This is a genomic window from Streptomyces sp. NPDC001194 (assembly GCF_042896985.1).
GTDB lineage: Bacteria > Actinomycetota > Actinomycetes > Streptomycetales > Streptomycetaceae > Streptomyces.
Genome location: NZ_JBIAXU010000010.1, coordinates 126,771 through 146,410, shown reverse-complemented (window position 1 = coordinate 146,410; position 19,640 = coordinate 126,771). Strand labels below are relative to the sequence as shown.

Below are 19,640 nucleotides of genomic sequence, written 5' to 3'. Positions count from 1 at the left end.
TGGATCACATCATTGTAGGATTCCGCATTCTGGGCTGCGGGGCGCAATCATCCGCCGTGGTCGGCTCATGCTGCCTGCCGACGTGGGGATCGATTGAGCGGATGCATGCCACACTTGCTTGCCCTGGCGTAGGCCTTCGGTGAGGTGGTCACGGGTTTGCCGATGCGCCGGGTGAGACGGTCGATCGAGGGTGGCGCTTGGGCCAGGGTGCGGCCAGTGGATGGAGGTGTCACAAAGGCCGCTCCCCAGAGATGTGCGCCTCCCCGGATTCTCCCCAGAGCCCCGAAGCATGGCTGTGCGCTCTTCGCTTATGTGAAATTGACCAACGGCCCCGATCTGGACCCTACAGCCAGTCCCGCTTCTTGAAGATGACGTACAGGCTCGTGCAGACCACGGCCATCAGGAGGATCGCGAAGGGGTAGCCCGCGGCCCAGTGGAGTTCCGGCATGGTTTCGAAGTTCATGCCGTAGATCGTGCCGACCAGGGTGGGGGCGAAGAGGATGGCGGCCCACGAGGAGATCTTCTTGATCTCCTCGTTCTGTTCGAAGCCGGCTTCGGCCAGGGCTCGCATTTCGGCGTTCTGCTGTTGGGAGACCAGGGTGGCGTTGACCGTGAGGATTTCCGTCAGGGCCTGGCGGAAGCCGTCCACGCGTTCGCTGGTGTGGGTCACGTGGTCGGCCACGTCGCGCAGGTAGCGCTGGAGTTCCTCGTCCGTGCCGTACTTCGCGAAGCCCGCCATCAGGGCGTGGAGCATGCCGACCAGGGGGCGGGTGGCGCGTTGGAACTCGACCATCTCGCGCGAGAGTTCGTAGATGCGGCGGGAGACTTCCGGGTCGCCGCGGAAGACCTCCGTCTCGATCTCGTCCATGTCGTTCTGGACGCCCGCGACGACGGGGGCGTAGCCGTCGACCACCGCGTCGAGGATCGCGTACAGGGCGGCCTCGGGGCCGAGGGAGAGGAGTTCCGGGGTCTCCTCCATGCGGCGGCGGACCGCGGAGAGGTCGGGGGCGGCGCCGTGGCGGACCGTGATCAGGAAGTCCGGGCCGAGGAAGACGTGCAGCTCGCCGAACTCGACCTCCTCCGACGCGTCGAGGTAGCGCGCCGCGCGCAGGACGACGAACAGGGTGTCGCCGTAGCGTTCCAGCTTGGGGCGCTGGTGGGCCTCGAGGGCGTCTTCGACGGCGAGCTCGTGCAGGTTGAACTCGGCGGCCAGCGAGTGGAGTTCCGGCTCGGTGGGGCGGTGCAGGCCGATCCAGGCCATGCCGTCGGGCTGGTCGCGCAGCCGGCGGAAGGTCTCCGCGAGGGTCGCGGGGGAGGCGATGCGCCGGCCGTCGCGGTAGACGGCGGAGTCGATCACGCTGCGGTGGTCCGGGGGAGCGGCCGGCGCCGCCGTGGGCTCCGGACCCGCCGGCGGGGAGGCGGGCGGTGCGGCGGGCGGGGGTGTCGGGCGGCGCCAGCCGCCGGTGCGCTTCCCGGACGGTGAGGGGCGGCGGTGGCGGTGGTCCGGGCGCTCCGGCATCGCAGGTCAGCTCCCCAGTCGGCGTCTTCCTCGGCGAGGGCAGGATATCGGAAGGATATCGGCGGCCCTGACGGGTATCGGCGGTTCTGTGGCCATCTGCCCCGTTCCCGTCGCGGACAGTACCTGTCCGCAAGTACGGGTAGCTTGCAGCCATGGGCTCCGTACTCGACACCCGTTCACTGAACCGTGCCACGCTGGCGCGCCAGCTGCTCCTGCGCCGCTCCACGCTGTCCGCCGAGGACGCCGTCGCGCACCTGCTCGGACTCCAGGCGCAGAACGTGAAGCCGCCGTACTTCCAGCTGCACGCCCGCCTCGCCGACTTCCGGCCCGCCGCGCTCGCGGAGCTGATGGAGTCCCGCACGGTGGTCCGGATGGTCACCATGCGGTCCACCATCCACACCCACACCGCGGACGACGCGCTGACCCTGCGCCCGCTGGTCCAGGCCGCCCGCGACCGCGAGGTCAACGCATTCCGCAAGGGCCTCGTCGGCGTGGACCTCGAGCGGCTCGGAGAGCTCGCCCGGGACTTCGTCGAGGCCGAGCCCCGCACGATGGGGGAGATCCGCGAGGAGCTGCTCGCGTACTGGCCGGACGCCGATCCGCAGTCCCTGTCCGTCGCCGCACGCTGCCGGCTGCCGCTCGTCCAGGTCACGCCGCGCGGGGTCTGGGGGCTGAGCGGGCAGGTACGGCTCACCACCCTGCAGCAGTGGACCGGACGGTCCCCGGACGAAGAGCCCCCGGCGCACGCCGTCGACGACGTCGTACTGCGCTACCTCGGCGCCTTCGGGCCCGCCTCCGTCAAGGACATGCAGACCTGGGCCGGGCTGACCCGGCTGCGCGGGGCCTTCGAGCGGCTGCGGCCCCGGCTGGCCGTTTTCCGCGACGAGAACGGCGCCGAGCTCTTCGACCTCCCCGACGCGCCCCGGCCCGACGCCGACACCCCGGCGCCGCCCCGCTTCCTCCCGGAGTTCGACAACCTGCTGCTCTCCCACGCCGACCGCACCCGCGTGATCGCCCCCGAGGCCAGGGGGCGCACCTGGACGGGGAACCAGGCGCACCGCACCCTCCTCGTCGACGGATTCGTCGCCGGACTGTGGCGATGGGAGGGCGAATTCCTCACCGTAGAGCTCTTCGGGAAGACGTCGAAGGGGGAGAAGGAACGCGTCGTCGCGGAAGGGGAACGGCTGATCGCGGAGATGACCGAGACCGGCGGCGGCGCCGGTTCGGTGCGCTTCGGGTCAATCCACGGCTGACGCCGCTCTGGTGGGGCGTACGGGCGGCACGGCACGATGCCTTCCATGACGCACAACACCGGCGCCACCGCCGAGTTCCTGGCCGCACGCGACTTCCTGCTCGAACGCCGCGGGGACTACGAGGCCGCCCACGCCGGATTCACCTGGCCCCGCCCCGAGCGCTTCAACTGGGCCCTGGACTGGTTCGACCACATCGCCGAGGGCAACGGCGCGGACGCCCTGCGCATCGTCGAGGAGGACGGCACCAGCCGGTCCGTCTCCTTCGGGGAGCTGTCCCTGCGGTCGGCCTCCGCCGCCAACTGGCTGCGCGACCAGGGCGTCGCGGCCGGCGACCGGCTCCTCGTCATGCTCGGCAACCAGCGGGAGCTGTGGGAGGTCATGCTCGGCGCGATGAAACTGCGGGCCGTCGTCATCCCCGCCACGCCCCTCCTCGGCGCGGCGGACCTGCGCGACCGCATCGGGCGCGGCAACGTGCGCCACGTCATCGTGCGCGCCGAGGACACCGGCAAGTTCGACGAGGTCCCCGGCACCTACACCCGCATCGCCGCCGGCGCGGACGTGCCCACCGGATGGCGGCGGCTGGAGGACATGTACGCGGCCGACGGCCACTTCAGCCCGGACGGCGAGACCCTGGCCACCGACCCGCTGATGCTGTACTTCACCTCCGGCACCACCGCCCGCCCCAAGCTCGTCGAGCACACGCACGCCTCGTACCCCATCGGCCACCTCTCCACCATGTACTGGCTCGGGCTGCGCCCCGGCGACGTGCACCTCAACATCGCCTCGCCCGGCTGGGCCAAGCACGCCTGGTCCAACCTCTTCGCCCCCTGGAACGCCGGCGCCACCGTCTTCGTCCACAACTACGCGCGCTTCGACGCCGAGCGCCTGATGGCGGAGATGGACCGGCACGGCGTGACCACCTTCTGCGCCCCGCCCACCGTCTGGCGGATGCTGATCCAGTCCGACCTCACCCGGCTCCGGACGCCTCCGCGCGAGGCCGTCGCCGCGGGCGAGCCGCTCAACCCCGAGGTCATCGAGAAGGTCCGCGAGGCCTGGGGCCTCACCATCCGCGACGGGTTCGGCCAGACCGAGACCACGCTCCAGGTCGGCAACTTCCCCGGCGTCCCGGTCAAGCCCGGCTCGATGGGGCGCCCCGCGCCCGGGTACGAGATCGTGTTGCTCGACCCCGTCACCGGCAAGGAGTCCGCCGACGAGGGCGAGCTCTGCGTGGACCTGCGCACCCGGCCCGCCGGGGTGATGACCGGCTACCGGGACGACCCCGAGCGCACCGCCGAGGCCATGGCCGACGGGCTCTACCGCACCGGGGACATCGCCTCGCGCGACGAGGCGGGGTACCTCACCTACGTCGGGCGCTCGGACGACGTCTTCAAGGCCTCGGACTACAAGATCAGCCCGTTCGAGCTGGAGAGCGCGCTGCTGGAACACGAGGCCGTCGCCGAGGCCGCCGTCGTCCCGGCACCCGACCCGCTGCGCCTCGCCGTGCCGAAGGCGTACATCGCGCTCGCCGCAGGCTGGGAGCCCGGGCCGGAGACCGCCCGGGCGCTCTTCGCGCACTCCCGCGCCGTGCTCTCCCCGTACAAGCGGATCCGCCGCATCGAGTTCGCGGAGCTCCCGAAGACCGTGTCCGGCAAGATCCGCCGGGTGGAGCTGCGGGAGCTCACCGCGGCCGGCTCGGGGGCGGAGTACGACGAGGCCGAGCTCGGCTGAGCAGCCCGTACCGGCACCGGTAGCGGGTACCGCGTACCGGTACGGCGCGGGGGCGGGCCGGCCGCACGGCCGGCCCGCCCCCGTACGGTCCGCGCCGCGCCGACGGCTAGGCCGATAGCTGCGCCTCGATCGCCGCGATGACCTCGGGGGCCTCGGGCTCGACGGTCGGCCGGAAGCGGACGACGACCTCGCCGGCGGGGGAGATCAGGAACTTCTCGAAGTTCCACTGGATGTCCTCGGCCGCCTCGCCGTCGGCGTACGGGGTCTTCACCAGCTCCGAGTACAGCGGGTGCCGGTTCTCGCCGTTGACCTCGGTCTTCTCCAGCATCGGGAAGGTCACGCCGAACCCGGCCGCGCAGAAGGTCGCGATGTCGTCGGCGGTGCCGGGCTCCTGCCCGCCGAACTGGTTGCAGGGCACGCCGATGACGGTGAAGCCCTTCTGCTCGTACGCGAACTGCAGCCGGGCCAGTCCCGAGTACTGCGGGGTGAGACCGCACTGCGAGGCGGTGTTCACCAGCAGGATCGCCTTGCCCTTGTGGGCCGCCAGGCTGGTGGGCTCGTCGGACAGGGTGGTCAGCGGGATGTCGTACAGGCTCATCGGGCTCTCCTCGGCACAGATACGGATGCGTGTTCCGCCATGTGCTCCGAGCCTACGTGCTGCCCCACGGACGTACGGACCCGGTCGACCGGGCCCGCGCAGACCCCGCCGGCCCCGCCCTTGCGGGCGGCCGACGCGACTTTGACGACACTCCCTAGGCCCCCGTGAGCACCAGGGCGTCGGCCGGGTCGTTGACCGGCTGCGGCACGCCCGTGAGGTCCATGACGAACAGCGGTATCCCCAGGTCGTCCGCGCGGGAGCGGGCGTCCTGCGTGTATCCGGCCAGGGAGAAGCAGACGCTGGTGGCGGAGGCGGTCAGCCCGTTCAGCCAGACGCATTCCACGGCCCGCAGCCCGGTCGGCGCGGTGGTCGGGTCCACCTGCGCCACCAGCCCGGGGGCCCGCAGGTCCACGGCCGCCGAGGGGACGGTCTGCCCGTCGGGCCGGCGGACGTCCTGGAAGCCGAGCCACCGCAGGTACAGCGCGGCCGTGGTCACCGCGTCCCGGGCGGTACGGATGGTCACGGGCCGGAACGCGGGCCGCGGCGCGGCTGCGTCTTCCCGCAGGGCTTCCCGTACGTCTTCCCGTACGTCTTCCCTTGCGTCCGGACGCGGACGCAGCCCGTCCCGTACGCCGTCACCCGCGGCGGACCCGGACCCCACCGGACGCACCGCGATCCGCACCACCGTCCCGCACGAGGTGCACCCCAGCTCCGGACGCGGCCACTCGCCCACCAGCCCGCAGGCCGCGCAGCGCACCGCCACCCACGTGTCCGACCAGGTGCGGTGCGTCAGTGGCAGGGGCGCCGCGGCCAGGTCCAGCGGCGGCACGACGGGACTCCCGCACGCGCACGGGAAGACCGGGGCGGCGTAGTCGTTCTCGCGCAGGCACGCCGGACAGCGCACCGGTACCGCATCCGCCATGACTGCCGTCCCTCCGTCGCTCTGCGTGGACCCATGCTCCACCACCGGCCACCGAGGGGGCGGGGGTGCCCCCGATTTTCCGCTGATTTTCGGCCGCGTCCCGGTCGTTCGTACAAGTCGCTCGCACGACACGCGGCTTTTGGTGTGTTCCGGGGTTCTGAAGCTGCTTGACGCGCCGTGACTCGCCGCTTAGCTTGTTCCGTATAGCAGAACAAAACTTCCGCATTACGGAAACGCGCCGGAATCCGGAAGAGCTCGACCGCCTGGCCGCCTGACCGCCCGACCCGCAGGAGAACTCGATGCCTCGTATGACAGCCGCCGCCGCTGCAGTGGAGATCCTCAAGCTCGAGGGTGTCGAACAAGCGTTCGGTGTCCCTGGTGCTGCGATCAACCCGTTCTACCGCGAGCTCAAGAACGTGGGCGGCATCAGTCACACGCTGGCCCGCCACGTCGAGGGCGCCTCGCACATGGCCGAGGGGTACACCCGGGCCAAGGCGGGCAACATCGGCGTCTGCATCGGCACTTCGGGTCCGGCCGGCACCGACATGATCACGGGGCTGTACTCGGCCATCGCCGACTCGATCCCGATCCTGTGCATCACCGGTCAGGCCCCGGTCTCGAAGCTCCACAAGGAGGACTTCCAGGCCGTCGACATCGCCTCGATCGCCAAGCCGGTCACCAAGGCCGCGACCACGGTCCTGGAGGCCGCGCAGGTCCCCGGCGTGTTCCAGCAGGCCTTCCACCTGATGCGCTCCGGCCGTCCGGGCCCGGTCCTCATCGACCTCCCGATCGACGTCCAGCTGACCGAGATCGAGTTCGACCCGGAGACCTACCAGCCCCTGCCGGTCTACAAGCCGCAGGCGTCCCGCGCCCAGGCCGTCAAGGCCCTGCAGTTCCTGCTGGAGTCCGAGCGCCCGCTGATCGTCGCCGGTGGCGGCATCATCAACGCCGACGCGACCGACCTGCTGGTCGAGTTCGCCGAGCTGACCGGCGTCCCGGTCATCTCCACCCTCATGGGCTGGGGCACCATCCCGGACGACCACGAGCTGGCCGCCGGCATGGTCGGCGTCCAGACCGCGCACCGCTACGGCAACGCGACCTTCCTGGAGTCGGACTTCGTCTTCGGCATCGGCAACCGCTGGGCCAACCGCCACACCGGTTACAACCTGGACGCCTACACCAAGGGCCGCAAGTTCGTCCACGTCGACATCGAGCCGACCCAGCTCGGCAAGATCTTCGCCCCGGACTTCGGCATCGCCTCGGACGCCAAGGCCGCGCTGGAACTCTTCATCGAGGTCGCCAAGGAGCTCAAGGCCGAGGGCAAGCTGCCGGACTTCTCCGCCTGGGCCGCCTCCGCCCAGGAGCGCAAGGGCACCCTGCAGCGCCGCACGCACTTCGACAACATCCCCCTGAAGCCGCAGCGCGTCTACGAGGAGATGAACAAGGCCTTCGGCCCGGAGACCCGCTACGTCACCACCATCGGCCTCTCCCAGATCGCGGCCGCGCAGTTCCTGCACGTCTACCGCCCGCGCCACTGGATCAACTGCGGCCAGGCCGGTCCGCTCGGCTGGACCATCCCGGCCGCGATCGGTGCCGCCACCGCGGACCCGCAGACCCCGATCGTCGCGCTCTCCGGCGACTACGACTTCCAGTTCATGATCGAGGAGCTGGCGGTCGCCGCCCAGCACAAGGTCCCGTACGTCCACGTCCTCGTGAACAACGCCTACCTGGGCCTGATCCGCCAGGCGCAGGGCGGCCTCGGCATCAACTTCGAGGTCAACCTCGAGTTTGAGAACATCAACACCCCCGAACTGGGCGTCTACGGCGTCGACCACGTCAAGGTCGCCGAGGGCCTGGGCGTCAAGGCCATCCGCGTCACCGACCCGGACAAGCTGGGCGAGGCCTTCGAGGAGGCCAAGAAGCTGGCCCAGGAGTTCCAGGTCCCGGTCGTCGTCGAGGCCATCCTGGAGCGCGTCACCAACATCGCGATGAGCAAGACGGTCGACATGAGCGACGTCACCGAGTTCGAGGAGCTCGCGACCGAGCCGGGTCACGCCCCGACCGCGATCCGCCCGCTGTCCGTCTGACGGCGGTCCGCAGTCCGCGGTTCGAAGCACGCAGTTCGTACGAGCGGCCCCCGTGCCTCCGTGAGGAGGCGCGGGGGCCGCTCCGCGTTGTCCCGCGCCGTTGCCCTACGAAGGGGCCAGGCCGCCGATCAGCACCTCGATGCCGAGGGCGAGCCGGGCCGCGGCGGGGCCGGCCGCCAACTCGACGGCGCTCGCGGCCAGATGCGGGTGGCGGCCGGGATCCAGCGCGGCGAGCCGCTCCTCGATGGAGGCCTGGGCGTGGCGGCTCTCCAGGGCGCCCTGGAGGGCGTCGGGGCCACCGGGGCCGCCTGCGCCCGCGCCGTACGCCGGCTGTGCGACGCCGACCTCGTAGGTGACGGCCCCGATGTGCAGGGCGATCAGATCGCAGCCCCACGCGGCGCGTTGGCGGTCGACCCCGCCGGCCAGCAGGAGTCCGAGGATGCGGTCGAAGAGGTCCAGCCAGGCCGGGCCGGTCGGGATGGAGCCGAGCGAGACCCGGCCGATGCCGGGGTGTGCGTTGAGGGCGTGGACCACCTCGGTGATCAGCCCGGCCAGCCGCTCGCGCCAGTCCCCGTGGGAAGGGGCGGGGAGCGCCGGGAGCGGCACCGTCGCGATCACGGCGTCGAGCATCAGGCGCAGCAGCTCCTCGCGTTGGGCGACGTAGACGTAGAGCGAGGCGGGCCCGGTGTCCAGCTCGGCGGCCACCTTCCGCATGGTCACGGAGTCCAGCCCCTCGCGGCGCAGCACGCGCAGGCCGGCGTCGACGACGGCCCGTTCGCTGAGCGGGGGTTTGGCGGGGCGGGTGCGGGTGCTCTTGCGGCGGGCCGGCGAATCCATGGCGACAGGCTAGCACTTGACAGCGAACGGTGTTCGTGGCGAACGTTGTTCGGAACGAACACTGTTCGTCAATGTCCGGCCGTCCGCAAGGGGGAAGCCCGTCCATGGCACGACCACGCCTCAACCCGGATCCGCACCCGCATCCGCACCCGCATCCGGATCCCGCTCCGCATCCTCATCCGCACCCGGATCCGCATCCGGATCCCGCTCCGCATCCGCGGCGCTGGGCGGTGCTGGCCGTCGTCCTCGTCGCCGAGGTCATGGACCTCCTCGACGCCACCGTCACCGGGGTCGCCGCCCCCGCCATCGCCGCCGGCCTCGGCGGGGGCCGGGCGACCGCCCAGTGGCTCGGAGCCGCGTACACCCTGCCGTTCGCCGTCCTGCTGATCACCGCCGGGCGGCTGGGGGACCGGTACGGGCGGCGCCCGCTCTTCCTGATCGGCGCTGCCGGGTTCACCCTGGCCTCCGCGCTCTGCGCGCTCGCCCCGGGGCCGGGGGCGCTGATCGCGGCCCGGGCGCTCCAGGGCGCTTGCGGTGCGCTGCTGCTGCCGCAGGGCTTCGGGATCATCAAGGAGACCTTCCCCGAGGCGGAACTGGGCAAGGCCTTCGGCCTGTTCGGCCCGGTGATGGGCCTGGCCGCCGTCGGTGGTCCGGTGGTGGGCGGGCTCCTTGCGGGCACCGACCTCTTCGGCACCGGCTGGCGGACGGTGTTCCTGGTGAACCTGCCGCTGGGCCTGGCGGCGCTGGCCGGCGCGCTCCGGTGGATCCCGCGCGGCGTGCCCGACGCGGGCCTGCGGATCGACGTACCGAGCGTGCTGCTGACCGGGGCGGCTTCCGGGGCGCTGGTGTACCCGCTGGTCGAGGGTCCGGAACTGGGCTGGCCGGCCTGGGGGTTCGCCCTGCTGGCGGCCGGCCCCCTCGGCTTCCTGCTCTTCGTACGCCTCCAGCACCGGCGGCCCTCGCCGCTCATGACCCCGAGCCTGCTCGCCAACCGGGGCTACACCGCGGGCATCCTCGTCGCGGTCGCCTTCTTCGCCTCGTTCACCGGCCTGACGATGGTGCTGTCCCTGTTCCTCCAGGGCCCCCTCGGCCTCTCGCCGCAGGGCGCGGGGTACGCGATCGCCCCGATGGCGCTGGGCATCGCGGTCGCCGCGGGCCCGGCGGGGGCGCTGGCCCGCAGGCGCGGCCGGGGCGTGATCCAGTGCGGAATCGTCCTGACCGCGGTGGGGCTGCTCGTGCTCGCCGCCACGGCCGGCGGAGCGGGCGACGGCTGGCGGCTGGTGCCGGGCACCTTCGTCACCGGGCTCGGCATGGGCCTGGTGATCCCGCCGCTGTTCGACGTGATCCTGGCGGGCGTGTCCGAACCGGAGGTGGGCTCCGCGTCCGGTGTGCTCAACGCCGTGCAGCAACTGGCCAACGCGGTCGGGGTGGCCCTGCTGGTCACGCTCTGGTCGGCCTTCACGGACCACGGCCGCACCCCCGCGGCGGCCTTCTCCGCGACGGCCCTGGTGACGGCGGCCCTGCTGGCGGCGGCCCTGGCCCTGTCCGCCCGCCTTCCCCGGCAGGCCCGGGCCTGACGCGGCGCAGCGCGTGGGCATACTGCTCCGATGGACAGATCACCGTCGGACGGATCACCGGCCTCCTGGCGCAACACGACGCACGACTGGGCGCGCTCCGTGGACGCCGAGCACCTCGCCCGCATCCGCCGGGACCCGGCCGTGTTCGCTCCGGGCGGCGTTCTCCACCTGCTGCTCGAAGTCGTCGCGTACGCGGCGGACGAGGCAGAGTGCTCGGGTGGAGGGCGGTGCACCGTCACGCTGCACGCCGACGGGTCGGTGTCCGTGGCGGACGAGGGCCGGGGTACCGACACCCGACTCGACGGGCGGGGCCGGCCGGTGAGGAAGCCGGTCATGGCGACGAAGGACCTCCGGTTCTTCGACCACCCCGGGGCACAGGTCCTGCCCGACGGCCACCCGCGGCGCGGCATGTCCGTCGTGGCGGCGCTGAGCGAACGGCTCGTCCACACCAACCGCCGCGCGGGCGGGTCCTGGGTGCAGCACTACGAGCACGGCGTGCCCGTCACCGACCTGACGCCGGTCGACGGCGACGGCACGACGGGGACGACGGTCCACTTCAGCCCCGCCGACTGCCTGGCGGCGGCGCCCGCGACCGGCGGCGGGCCGTCGCGCGGTGAACTGGCCGCTCTCACCCGCGTGTGGCCGTACCTGTCCGTGGAGGTCGACGACCGCCGTGCATGACAAAGCGCCGAGTCACGGGACCGTCCGTGACTCGGCGCTTTGAGTGTGACCGCCCGACGGTGCGAGGCTGGCGCGACAGGACGTTCGCGCCGCCGGGCGGAGTGTGGAGGCTCATGTGAAGGGGGCTCTGTGCGTGGCCCCCTGTACAGGAGGAGGGAGGTGTGAAGTGTGGCTGGGACCGCGACGGGCGGTGACGAGAGCTCCGGCGTCGTCTCCCTCAGGTCAAGAGACGGGCCTCGGCACCCATTACCACCGCACTGGCTCACACGCCCGTCGCGGCCCTCGTCCGGCCCTTACCGCGTACCACCCCTCATCCGGGTCCGCGGTTCGGGCTCGGCACCCGGGACCTGACCTCCCGCCAGGTCCCCGGTGCAGCTTTCAGGCTCAGGCGTCGCGCAGGGCGCGGACGGCCTCCTCGACGCGCTTGCCGTAGTCGGCGTCGGCGGCGTGGAAGTGAGCCAGGTTCTTGTCGATGACGTCCTCCAGGGTGACCTGGGACAGACCGCCGGCGATGTTCGCCACCAGGCGCTGCTTCTCGGCCTCCGACATCAGGCGGTAGAGCTCACCGGCCTGGAAGAAGTCGTCGTCCTTGGTGTGGGCCGGGGCCTCGTGGGTGCCCGTGTAGCCGGAGACGGCCTTCGGGGCGCCGAGCGCGAGACCGGTCTCGGCAGGGCCCTGGTACGAGTTGGGCTCGTAGTTCTTGTCGTGGCGCGAGCCGTTGCGCAGCGCCATGACACCGTCGCGGCCGTAGTTGTCGGCCTTGGTCGCCTTCGGGGCGTTGACCGGAAGCACGGTGTGGTTCACACCGAGGCGGTAGCGCTGGGCGTCGGCGTACGCGAACAGACGCCCCTGAAGCATCTTGTCCGGCGAGGCGGTGATGCCCGGGACGAAGTTGTTCGGGGAGAAGGCGGACTGCTCGACCTCGGCGAAGACGTTGTCCGGGTTGCGGTCGAGGACCAGACGGCCCACGCGCTGCAGCGGGTAGTCGCTGTGCGGCCACACCTTGGTGAGGTCGAACGGGTTGAAGCGGTAGTCCGCGGCCTCGGCGGCCGGCATGATCTGGACGTAGAGGGTCCAGCTCGGGTTCACGCCGCGCTCGATCGCCTGGAGCAGGTCGGTCTGGTGCGAGTTGGCGTCCTTGCCGACGAGCTCGGCGGCCTGGTCGCCCGACAGGCAGCGGATGCCCTGGTTCGTCTTGAAGTGGTACTTGACGAAGAAGGCCTCGCCCTGCGCGTTCGTCCACTGGTAGGTGTGCGAACCGTAGCCGTTCATGTGACGGTACGAGGCCGGGATGCCGCGGTCACCCATGAGCCAGGTGATCTGGTGCGTCGCCTCGGGGGCGTGCGCCCAGAAGTCCCAGACGTTGTCCGGCTCCTGCTTGCCCGTGAAGGGGTCGCGCTTCTGGGAGTGGATGAAGTCGGGGAACTTGATCGGGTCCTTGATGAAGAACACCGGGGTGTTGTTGCCGACGAGGTCGTAGTTGCCCTCTTCGGTGTAGAACTTCAGCGCGAAGCCGCGCGGGTCGCGGACCGCGTCCGCGCCGCCGAGCGAGTCGGCGACGGTCGAGAAGCGCAGGAAGGTCTCGGTCTTCTTGCCCACCGTGTTCAGGAACGCGGCGCTGGTGTAACCGGTGACGTCGTCGGTCACCTCGAAGTAGCCGTACGCGGCCGAGCCGCGGGCGTGCACCACACGCTCCGGTATGCGCTCCCGGTTGAAGCGGGCCAGCTTCTCAAGGAGCTGCTGGTCCTGGATCAGGAGCGGGCCACCGACGCCGGCGGTGGCGGAGTTCTGGTTGTCGGCGACCGGGGCGCCGGACTCGGTCGTCAGCGTGCGCTTCGACATGGTGACCTTCCGTACGGGAAACCTGCTGACGGAAAGCGTCTTCCGTCATGCGGAACAGCCTAATTTCAGGCCGAACGCAGCGTCAACAGTTTGTTGAACAAAGATGGAGAGAGGAAATCCGGACGGTGCCGGCGCTTGGGCGCGACAGGACAGGTGTCAGCACCGGCACCATCCGGAAACTCAGGGCCCCTGTGAAAGGGGAGGTGCTCAGATCTGGGCGCCGGAGAGGCGCTCGACCGCACGGAGCAGGGCGGAGTGGTCCAGGCCGCCGTCACCCTGGGCGCGCAGCGAGGCGACCAGCTGGGCGACGACCGCGCCGACGGGGAGGGCCGCACCGACGTTGCGGGCGGCGTCGGTGACGATGCCCATGTCCTTGTGGTGCAGGTCGATCCGGAAGCCGGGCTTGAAGTCGCGGTTCAGGAAGTTGTCCTTCTTGCGGGTCAGGACCGTGGAGCCGGCCAGACCGCCGTTGAGGACGTCCAGGGCGGCGTTCAGGTCCACGCCGGACTTCTCCAGGAAGACCACGGCCTCGGCGCACGCCTGGATGTTGACGGCGACGATGAGCTGGTTGGCGGCCTTCACCGTCTGGCCGGAGCCGTGCGGACCGCAGAGCACGATGGTCTTGCCGAGGGCCTCGAGGATCGGCAGGGCCGCGTCGAAGTCGGCCTTCTCGCCACCCACCATGATCGACAGGACGGCCTCGATGGCGCCGGCCTCGCCGCCGGACACCGGGGCGTCGATGACGCGGATGCCCTTCTCGGCGGCGTTCTTGGCGAGGTCGATCGAGGTCTGCGGGGTGATCGACGACATGTCGATGATCAGCGCGCCGGACTTCGCGTTCTCCAGGATGCCGTTCTCGCCGTACGAGATGGCCTCGACCTGCGGGGAGGCGGGCACCATCGTGATGATGACGTCGGCGTCCTTGACGGCGTCGGCGATCGAGCCGGCGGCGCTGCCGCCGGCGGCGGCCAGACGGTCGAGCTTGTCCTGCTCCAGCGTGAAGCCGGTGACCGGGTAGCCGGCCTTCAGGAGGTTCTCGGCCATGGGGGAGCCCATGATGCCGAGGCCGATCCAGGCGATGTTGGGGAGCGTGCTCATGATGAGGGTCCTTCTCTTAATGCTTCGTACGAAAAGTGCGAGGGGTGCCTGGCTGATCGCCCGGACTTCGTCCGCCTACTGCGCGGCGCGGGCCTCGGCCGGCAGCCACGCGAAGGAGGCGGCGGCGTCCTCGGCCTTGTACTCGAGGCCTACGTAGCCCTCGTATCCGGCCTTCTTCAGCTGGTCGAGCAGCTCCGCGAGGGGCAGCTCGCCGGTGCCGGGGGCACCGCGTCCCGGCTTGTCCGCGATCTGGACGTGGCCGGTCTTGGCGGCGTACTTTTCGATGACCTCGGAGAGGTCCTCATCGTTCATCGCCAGGTGGTACAGGTCGAGCAGGAACTTGGCGTTCCCGAGGCCGGTGGCCTCGTTCACCTTGTCCACGACCTCGATGCCGGCCGGGGCGCTCACCAGCGGGTAGAGCGGCGACTCGGGCTTGTTGAGGGTCTCGATCAGCAGGATCGCGCCGACGCGGTCGGCGGCCCGGGCCGCCACGACCAGGTTCTCCAGGGCGAGCTCGTCCTGGACGGCCGGGTCCACACCCTCGACGCGGTTGCCGTACAGGGCGTTCAGCGCCTTGCAGCCCACCGAGGCGGCGAAGTCCGCCGCCACGTTGATGTTGGCGTTGAAGCGGTCCGACTCCTCACCGGGTACCGAGACCGCGCCGCGGTCCGGGCCCGGCAGCCGGCCGGCGTAGAAGTTCAGGCCCACCAGCTGCGTGCCGGCGTCCTCAAGAGCCTTCTTGAGGGCGTCGAGCTCCGCCTGAGCGGGGGTGGGGGTCTCGATCCAGGGCCACCACAGCTCGACCGCGGTGAAGCCCGCCGCGGCGGCTGCCGCGGGACGCTCCAGAAGCGGGAGTTCCGTGAAGAGGATCGAAAGGTTCACATCGAAGCGCTGGTCCGTGTATCCCATGAGGGGTGTGCGCTCCTTCCGTATTGCGGAAGTTAGTTTCTGCTTGATGGAAGACTGCATGGGCTTCTGCGTGGATGTCAAGCCCGGACTGCCGAAAAATCCTGACCGGGAGGTAGCTTGACCAGCGTGCGATTGAGAGTGGAGTTCACGACCGAGCCCTTCGATCTCGAAGAGGCCCCCGCCCATGCCGTGGCCGCTCGCGAGGTCATCCAGGAGGCCCGACTGGACGCGGTCGACGTGGGCCCGTTCGGCAATACCGCCGAGGGTGACGCCGACGCGGTACTGGCCGCGGTGGCCGCGCTGCTGCGCGACTCGCTGGAGTCCGGCGCCACGCGCGTCTCGCTCCAGGTCAACGTGATCGGGGAGGACACCCCATGACCGAGCCCCGCGACCACCCGTTCGTCACCGCGGTCAAGCCGCTGGTCGACGCGATGGGCGGCGAGCTGATGGATCCGGCCCTGGCGCAGCCCGACGACGTCGTGCTCAGCTGGGAGGGCCAGGACCTGCTGGCCGTACGCCTGCCCCAGCTGTCCGACTCGCTGGAGCGGATCCTGGCGGCGCTGGAGCGCCGGCACGGCGTACCGTTGTCACAGCTCGACCGGAAGTCCAAGCAGGACGTGGTGCGGATACTCGAGGCGCGGGGCGCCTTCTCCGTACGGCACGGTGTGGAGACGGTCGCGGGCGCCCTGGGCGTCAGCCGTTTCACGGTCTACAACTACCTGAACAGGGAAAACGCGAACAAGGACAACCAAGCGTGAATTCCGCCTGACTCATGGTGACGAGCCGCCGCCCAATTCATCCGGGCGGCGGCTTTTGTGTACGGGAAGTTTCAACAAAGTGTTGACGCCGTGTTGTCGAGGGCGTTAGCTATGCGCAGCCCGTCAAGCAACAACAGGCCACGGAGGCCCACCGTGACTTCGAGTCCGACCCCGGGTCTCACCCGGTTCAACGCCTTGGACGACAGTGCGGCCGCGGCCGAGCTGCACGAGGTGTGCGCCAGTTCGGCATGGGGCGCCAAGCTGCTCGCGCAGCGCCCCTTCGCCGGCGCGGAAGCCCTGTTTTCGGCCAACGAGTCCGCCATGGCGGAGCTCACCGCCGAGGACCTGGCCGAGGCGATGGGAGGCCACGCGCCGATCGGCCGGCCGAAGCCGGGAGACCCGACCTCCGCCCGCGAGCAGCGCGGCATGGCCGGCGCCTCGGAAGAGCTCAAGAACGAGCTCCTCGAACTGAACCTGGCGTACCAGGAGAAGTTCGGCCACGTCTTCCTCATCTGCGCCACCGGTGCGACCGGTGAGTTCATGCGGGACGCGGTCAAGGTCCGGATCGGCAATTCGCCGGAGCAGGAGCGGGAGATCGCCCGCGGCGAGCTGGTGAAGATCAACCGGATCCGACTGACCCGCCTCGTCGAACTCGCAGAAGAAGGAGCGTGAGCATGAGCACCGCGACCACCGCTTCGGTGTCCACGCACATCCTGGACACCAGCATCGGACGCCCCGCCGAGGGCGTCGCCATCTCCCTGTCGGCCCGTACGGGTCTTGATGGCGAGTGGGCGGCCCTGGGCGGCTCCGCCACCGATGCGGACGGGCGATGCAAGGACCTGCCGGCGCTGCCGGAGGGCACCACCCACGTACGTCTCGATTTCGAGACCGAGACGTACTTCGAGAAGAAGCAAGCCGAGGCGCAGCAGGACGCCCCCCGCGTAAGGGACAGCGGTGCGTTCTTCCCCGAGGTCACCATCACCTTCGCGGTGAACCCGGGCGAGCACTACCACGTACCGCTGCTGCTCAACCCGTTCGGCTACTCCGTTTACCGAGGGAGCTAGCATGGCCACGATTCTGGGCCAGAACCAGTACGGCAAAGCAGAGAACCGCGTCGTCAAGATCACGCGGGACGGCGACACCCACCACATCAAGGACCTGAACGTCTCGGTCGCCCTCTCCGGCGACATGGACGACGTCCACTACTCCGGCTCGAACGCCAACGTCCTGCCGACGGACACCACCAAGAACACGGTGTACGCGTTCGCCAAGGAGTACGGCATCGAGTCCGCCGAGCAGTTCGGCATCCACCTGGCGCGCTGGTTCGTGAACAGCCAGGAGCCGATCCAGAAGGCGCGCATCCGGATCGAGGAGTACGCCTGGGACCGGATCGCCACCTCGGACGCCAACTCCAAGTTCATCGGCTCCGACGAGGTGAACCACTCCTTCGTCCGCAAGGGCATGGAGACCCGGGTCACCCAGATCACGTACGACGGCCAGAACTGGGAGGTCATCTCCGGCCTCAAGGACCTGATCGTCATGAACTCCACGAACTCCGAGTTCTGGGGTTACGTGAAGGACAAGTACACGACCCTGCAGGAGGCGTACGACCGCATCCTGGCCACCCAGGTGTCGGGTCGCTGGCGCTTCAACTGGACCGACGACGAGCAGCGGATGCCCAACTGGGAGAAGTCCTACGCCGAGACCAAGAAGCACATGCTCCAGGCCTTCGCGGAGACCTACTCCCTCTCGCTGCAGCAGACCCTGTACCAGATGGGTTCGCGCATCATCAACCACCGTTCGGAGATCGACGAGGTCCGCTTCTCGCTCCCGAACAAGCACCACTTCCTCGTCGACCTGGAGCCCTTCGGCCTCAAGAACGACAACGAGGTCTACTTCGCCGCGGACCGTCCGTACGGTCTGATCGAGGCCACGATCCTTCGGGACGGCGCTGACGCCCGCATCCCCGTGGACATGACCAACCTCTGAGCGCGGCACGCGCGTCCCGGGGCCCCGCAGTGGCCCCGGGACCGCACGACACGCCCGCCACTTCCTGAATCGGCACCCGGACGCAACACACGGGGCGACAGTACTGTCAGCTGTCAGGCCCCCGGCTCCGGCACTCAAATCCCCTGGGTTTTGCCGTGCCCGCACCGCCACTGAAAGCACGAGGAAGTCCCATGGCAGCATCGGCAGCCCAGGACGGCGCAGTAGAGCGCATCGTCATCGAGAACTGCGCGATCGCAACCGTCGATGCGAACGACACCGAGTACGCCTCGGGTCACATCGTCATCGCCGGCAACAAGATCGAGTCCATCGGTGCGGGCAAGGCCCCCGAGAACCTCGACAACGTCGTCCGCCGCATCGACGGCACCGGGCACCTCGTGACTCCCGGTCTGGTCAATACGCACCACCACTTCTACCAGTGGATCACGCGTGGCCTGGCCACCGACCACAACCTCTTCAACTGGCTCGTCGCGCTGTACCCGACGTGGGCGCGCATCGACGAGCAGATGGCCTACACGGCCGCCCAGGGCTCCCTCGCCGCGATGGCCCGCGGTGGTGTCACCACCGCGATGGACCACCACTACGTGTACCCGAAGGGCGCCGGCGACCTCTCCGGCTCGATCATCCGCGCCGCGTCCGAGATGGGAGTCCGCTTCACCCTCGCCCGCGGCTCGATGGACCGCAGCGAGAAGGACGGCGGCCTGCCGCCGGACCACGCCGTCGAGACCCTCGAAGGTGCGCTCGCCGACACCGAGGCGACCGTGAAGAAGTACCACGACGCCTCCTTCGACGCGATGACCCAGGTCGCCGTCGCCCCCTGCTCCCCCTTCTCGGTCTCCACCGAGCTGCTGAAGCAGGGCGCCGAGCTGGCCCGCCGCCTCGGCGTGCGCATGCACACGCACGGCAGCGAGACCGTCGAGGAGGAGAAGTTCTGCCACGAGCTCTTCGGCATGGGCCCGACCGACTACTTCGAGTCGACCGGCTGGCTCGGCGAGGACGTGTGGATGGCGCACAGCGTCCACATGAACGACTCCGACATCGCCGCGTTCGCCCGTACCAAGACCGGTGTCGCGCACTGCCCGTCCTCCAACGCCCGTCTGGCCGCCGGCATCGCCCGCGTCCCGGACATGCTGGCCGCCGGCGTACCGGTGGGCCTCGGCGTGGACGGCACCGCCTCCAACGAGTCCGGTGAGCTGCACACCGAGCTGCGCAACGCGCTGCTCATCAACCGGCTGAACCCGGTCCACCGCGAGGCCGCGCTCAACGCCCGCCAGGCCCTGCGCCTCGGTACGTACGGCGGTGCGCAGGTCCTCGGCCGCAGCGACAACATCGGTTCGCTGGAAGCCGGCAAGTGCGCCGACCTGGTGCTCTGGAACATCAGCACCTTCCTGCACTCCTCGATCGCCGACCCGGTCACCGCCCTGGTCTTCGGTGCGGCCGCCCCGGTGACGGCGTCGTTCGTCAACGGCAAGCAGATCGTCGAGAACAACCGGCTCCTCTTCGCCGACGAGGACGCCATCGCGGTGTCCACCCGCGAAGAGGCCCAGCGCCTGGCGCGCATCACCGCGCAGGGCTGATCCCCCGGAGTCCGGCCGGGGGGGACGGCCCCCGGCCGGTCGCCGCGGACCCGAGCGGGGTCCGCGGCAGCTGTTCCCGGGAAGCGCCCGAGGTTGTTCCGAGGGCGTTCCCGGGGGCGGTGACTCGTGCCACTGCTTGGCCGGAACGGTTTGGGCGAATCGTTTCCGCGCCTCCTGAGCAAGACGCAACCCGAGCAAGACGCAATCCGAGCAAGAAGCACCCCCCACATCACATCGACAACTCCAT

The 19,640-nt window shown here is 70.2% G+C and carries 18 protein-coding genes; 11 read left to right on the top strand and 7 right to left on the bottom strand.

What is annotated here, in order from left to right; genetic code table 11:
* Window positions 1-343: 343 nt before the first annotated feature.
* The gene (locus ACFY1T_RS21425; RefSeq protein ID WP_390789526.1) at window positions 344-1,519 is read right to left on the bottom strand and encodes a magnesium and cobalt transport protein CorA; all 1,176 of its coding nucleotides are present in this window, start codon (window positions 1,517-1,519) and stop codon (window positions 344-346) included.
* A gap of 152 nt (window positions 1,520-1,671) precedes the next feature.
* Between ACFY1T_RS21425 and ACFY1T_RS21420 the strand changes: the two genes are divergently transcribed.
* Window positions 1,672-2,772, top strand: a complete 1,101-nt coding sequence (locus ACFY1T_RS21420; protein ID WP_390789525.1) for a winged helix DNA-binding domain-containing protein — start codon at window positions 1,672-1,674, stop codon at window positions 2,770-2,772.
* A 45-nt stretch (window positions 2,773-2,817) separates the two neighbouring features.
* Window positions 2,818-4,500 carry an AMP-binding protein gene (locus ACFY1T_RS21415; RefSeq protein ID WP_390789524.1) on the top strand — a complete coding sequence of 561 codons (1,683 nt, stop codon included), beginning with the start codon at window positions 2,818-2,820 and terminating at the stop codon, window positions 4,498-4,500.
* A 106-nt stretch (window positions 4,501-4,606) separates the two neighbouring features.
* Here the strand turns inward: ACFY1T_RS21415 and ACFY1T_RS21410 are convergent, their stop codons facing one another.
* Window positions 4,607-5,098 carry a glutathione peroxidase gene (locus ACFY1T_RS21410; protein WP_390789523.1) on the bottom strand — a complete coding sequence of 164 codons (492 nt, stop codon included), beginning with the start codon at window positions 5,096-5,098 and terminating at the stop codon, window positions 4,607-4,609.
* Window positions 5,099-5,252: 154 nt separating this feature from the next.
* On the bottom strand, window positions 5,253-6,020 hold the full coding sequence (locus tag ACFY1T_RS21405) for a hypothetical protein (RefSeq protein WP_390789522.1): 768 nt from the start codon (window positions 6,018-6,020) through the stop codon (window positions 5,253-5,255).
* A 299-nt stretch (window positions 6,021-6,319) separates the two neighbouring features.
* Between ACFY1T_RS21405 and gcl the strand changes: the two genes are divergently transcribed.
* Window positions 6,320-8,107 (top strand): glyoxylate carboligase, encoded by a 1,788-nt coding sequence (gcl, locus tag ACFY1T_RS21400; RefSeq protein ID WP_390789521.1) that lies wholly within the window; start codon window positions 6,320-6,322, stop codon window positions 8,105-8,107.
* 105 nt (window positions 8,108-8,212) lie between these two features.
* Here gcl and ACFY1T_RS21395 read toward each other — a convergent pair whose 3' ends face one another.
* The gene (locus tag ACFY1T_RS21395) at window positions 8,213-8,944 is read right to left on the bottom strand and encodes a TetR/AcrR family transcriptional regulator (protein ID WP_390789520.1); all 732 of its coding nucleotides are present in this window, start codon (window positions 8,942-8,944) and stop codon (window positions 8,213-8,215) included.
* Between the two features lie 104 nt (window positions 8,945-9,048).
* Here ACFY1T_RS21395 and ACFY1T_RS21390 point away from each other — a divergent pair, with 104 nt between their 5' ends.
* Both ACFY1T_RS21390 and ACFY1T_RS21385 read left to right on the top strand, forming a co-directional pair.
* Entirely contained in the window at window positions 9,049-10,521 is a 1,473-nt protein-coding gene (locus ACFY1T_RS21390; protein ID WP_390789519.1) for an MFS transporter, read from the top strand.
* Window positions 10,522-10,551: 30 nt separating this feature from the next.
* The gene (locus tag ACFY1T_RS21385) at window positions 10,552-11,202 is read left to right on the top strand and encodes an ATP-binding protein (RefSeq protein WP_390789518.1); all 651 of its coding nucleotides are present in this window, start codon (window positions 10,552-10,554) and stop codon (window positions 11,200-11,202) included.
* A 384-nt stretch (window positions 11,203-11,586) separates the two neighbouring features.
* Here ACFY1T_RS21385 and ACFY1T_RS21380 read toward each other — a convergent pair whose 3' ends face one another.
* The 3 genes from ACFY1T_RS21380 to ACFY1T_RS21370 form a co-directional block, all read right to left on the bottom strand.
* Entirely contained in the window at window positions 11,587-13,044 is a 1,458-nt protein-coding gene (locus ACFY1T_RS21380; RefSeq protein ID WP_030858176.1) for a catalase, read from the bottom strand.
* A gap of 207 nt (window positions 13,045-13,251) precedes the next feature.
* A complete protein-coding gene (locus ACFY1T_RS21375) occupies window positions 13,252-14,142 on the bottom strand; it encodes a 2-hydroxy-3-oxopropionate reductase (RefSeq protein ID WP_030858178.1) in 891 nt (296 codons plus the stop codon).
* Between the two features lie 75 nt (window positions 14,143-14,217).
* Complete coding sequence (locus ACFY1T_RS21370; RefSeq protein ID WP_390789517.1) at window positions 14,218-15,051, bottom strand: TIM barrel protein; 834 nt, start codon at window positions 15,049-15,051, stop codon at window positions 14,218-14,220.
* Window positions 15,052-15,177: 126 nt separating this feature from the next.
* On the opposite strand from ACFY1T_RS21370, the gene ACFY1T_RS21365 reads away from it, so the two are divergent.
* The 6 genes from ACFY1T_RS21365 to ACFY1T_RS21340 all read left to right on the top strand — a co-directional run bounded on the left by ACFY1T_RS21365 (window position 15,178) and on the right by ACFY1T_RS21340 (window position 19,393).
* A complete protein-coding gene (locus ACFY1T_RS21365) occupies window positions 15,178-15,429 on the top strand; it encodes a thiamine-binding protein (RefSeq protein WP_390789516.1) in 252 nt (83 codons plus the stop codon).
* Window positions 15,426-15,809, top strand: coding sequence for a helix-turn-helix domain-containing protein (locus tag ACFY1T_RS21360; protein WP_030858184.1), 384 nt, complete (start codon window positions 15,426-15,428; stop codon window positions 15,807-15,809). The genes ACFY1T_RS21365 and ACFY1T_RS21360 overlap by 4 nt, the downstream gene beginning before the upstream one ends.
* A gap of 153 nt (window positions 15,810-15,962) precedes the next feature.
* Entirely contained in the window at window positions 15,963-16,481 is a 519-nt protein-coding gene (gene uraD / locus ACFY1T_RS21355; RefSeq protein ID WP_390789515.1) for a 2-oxo-4-hydroxy-4-carboxy-5-ureidoimidazoline decarboxylase, read from the top strand.
* 2 nt (window positions 16,482-16,483) lie between these two features.
* Window positions 16,484-16,873 carry a hydroxyisourate hydrolase gene (gene uraH, locus ACFY1T_RS21350; protein WP_383343698.1) on the top strand — a complete coding sequence of 130 codons (390 nt, stop codon included), beginning with the start codon at window positions 16,484-16,486 and terminating at the stop codon, window positions 16,871-16,873.
* Window position 16,874: 1 nt separating this feature from the next.
* On the top strand, window positions 16,875-17,798 hold the full coding sequence (gene pucL, locus ACFY1T_RS21345; RefSeq protein WP_030858190.1) for a factor-independent urate hydroxylase: 924 nt from the start codon (window positions 16,875-16,877) through the stop codon (window positions 17,796-17,798).
* A 191-nt stretch (window positions 17,799-17,989) separates the two neighbouring features.
* Window positions 17,990-19,393 carry an 8-oxoguanine deaminase gene (locus ACFY1T_RS21340; RefSeq protein ID WP_030858192.1) on the top strand — a complete coding sequence of 468 codons (1,404 nt, stop codon included), beginning with the start codon at window positions 17,990-17,992 and terminating at the stop codon, window positions 19,391-19,393.
* Window positions 19,394-19,640: the final 247 nt, after the last annotated feature.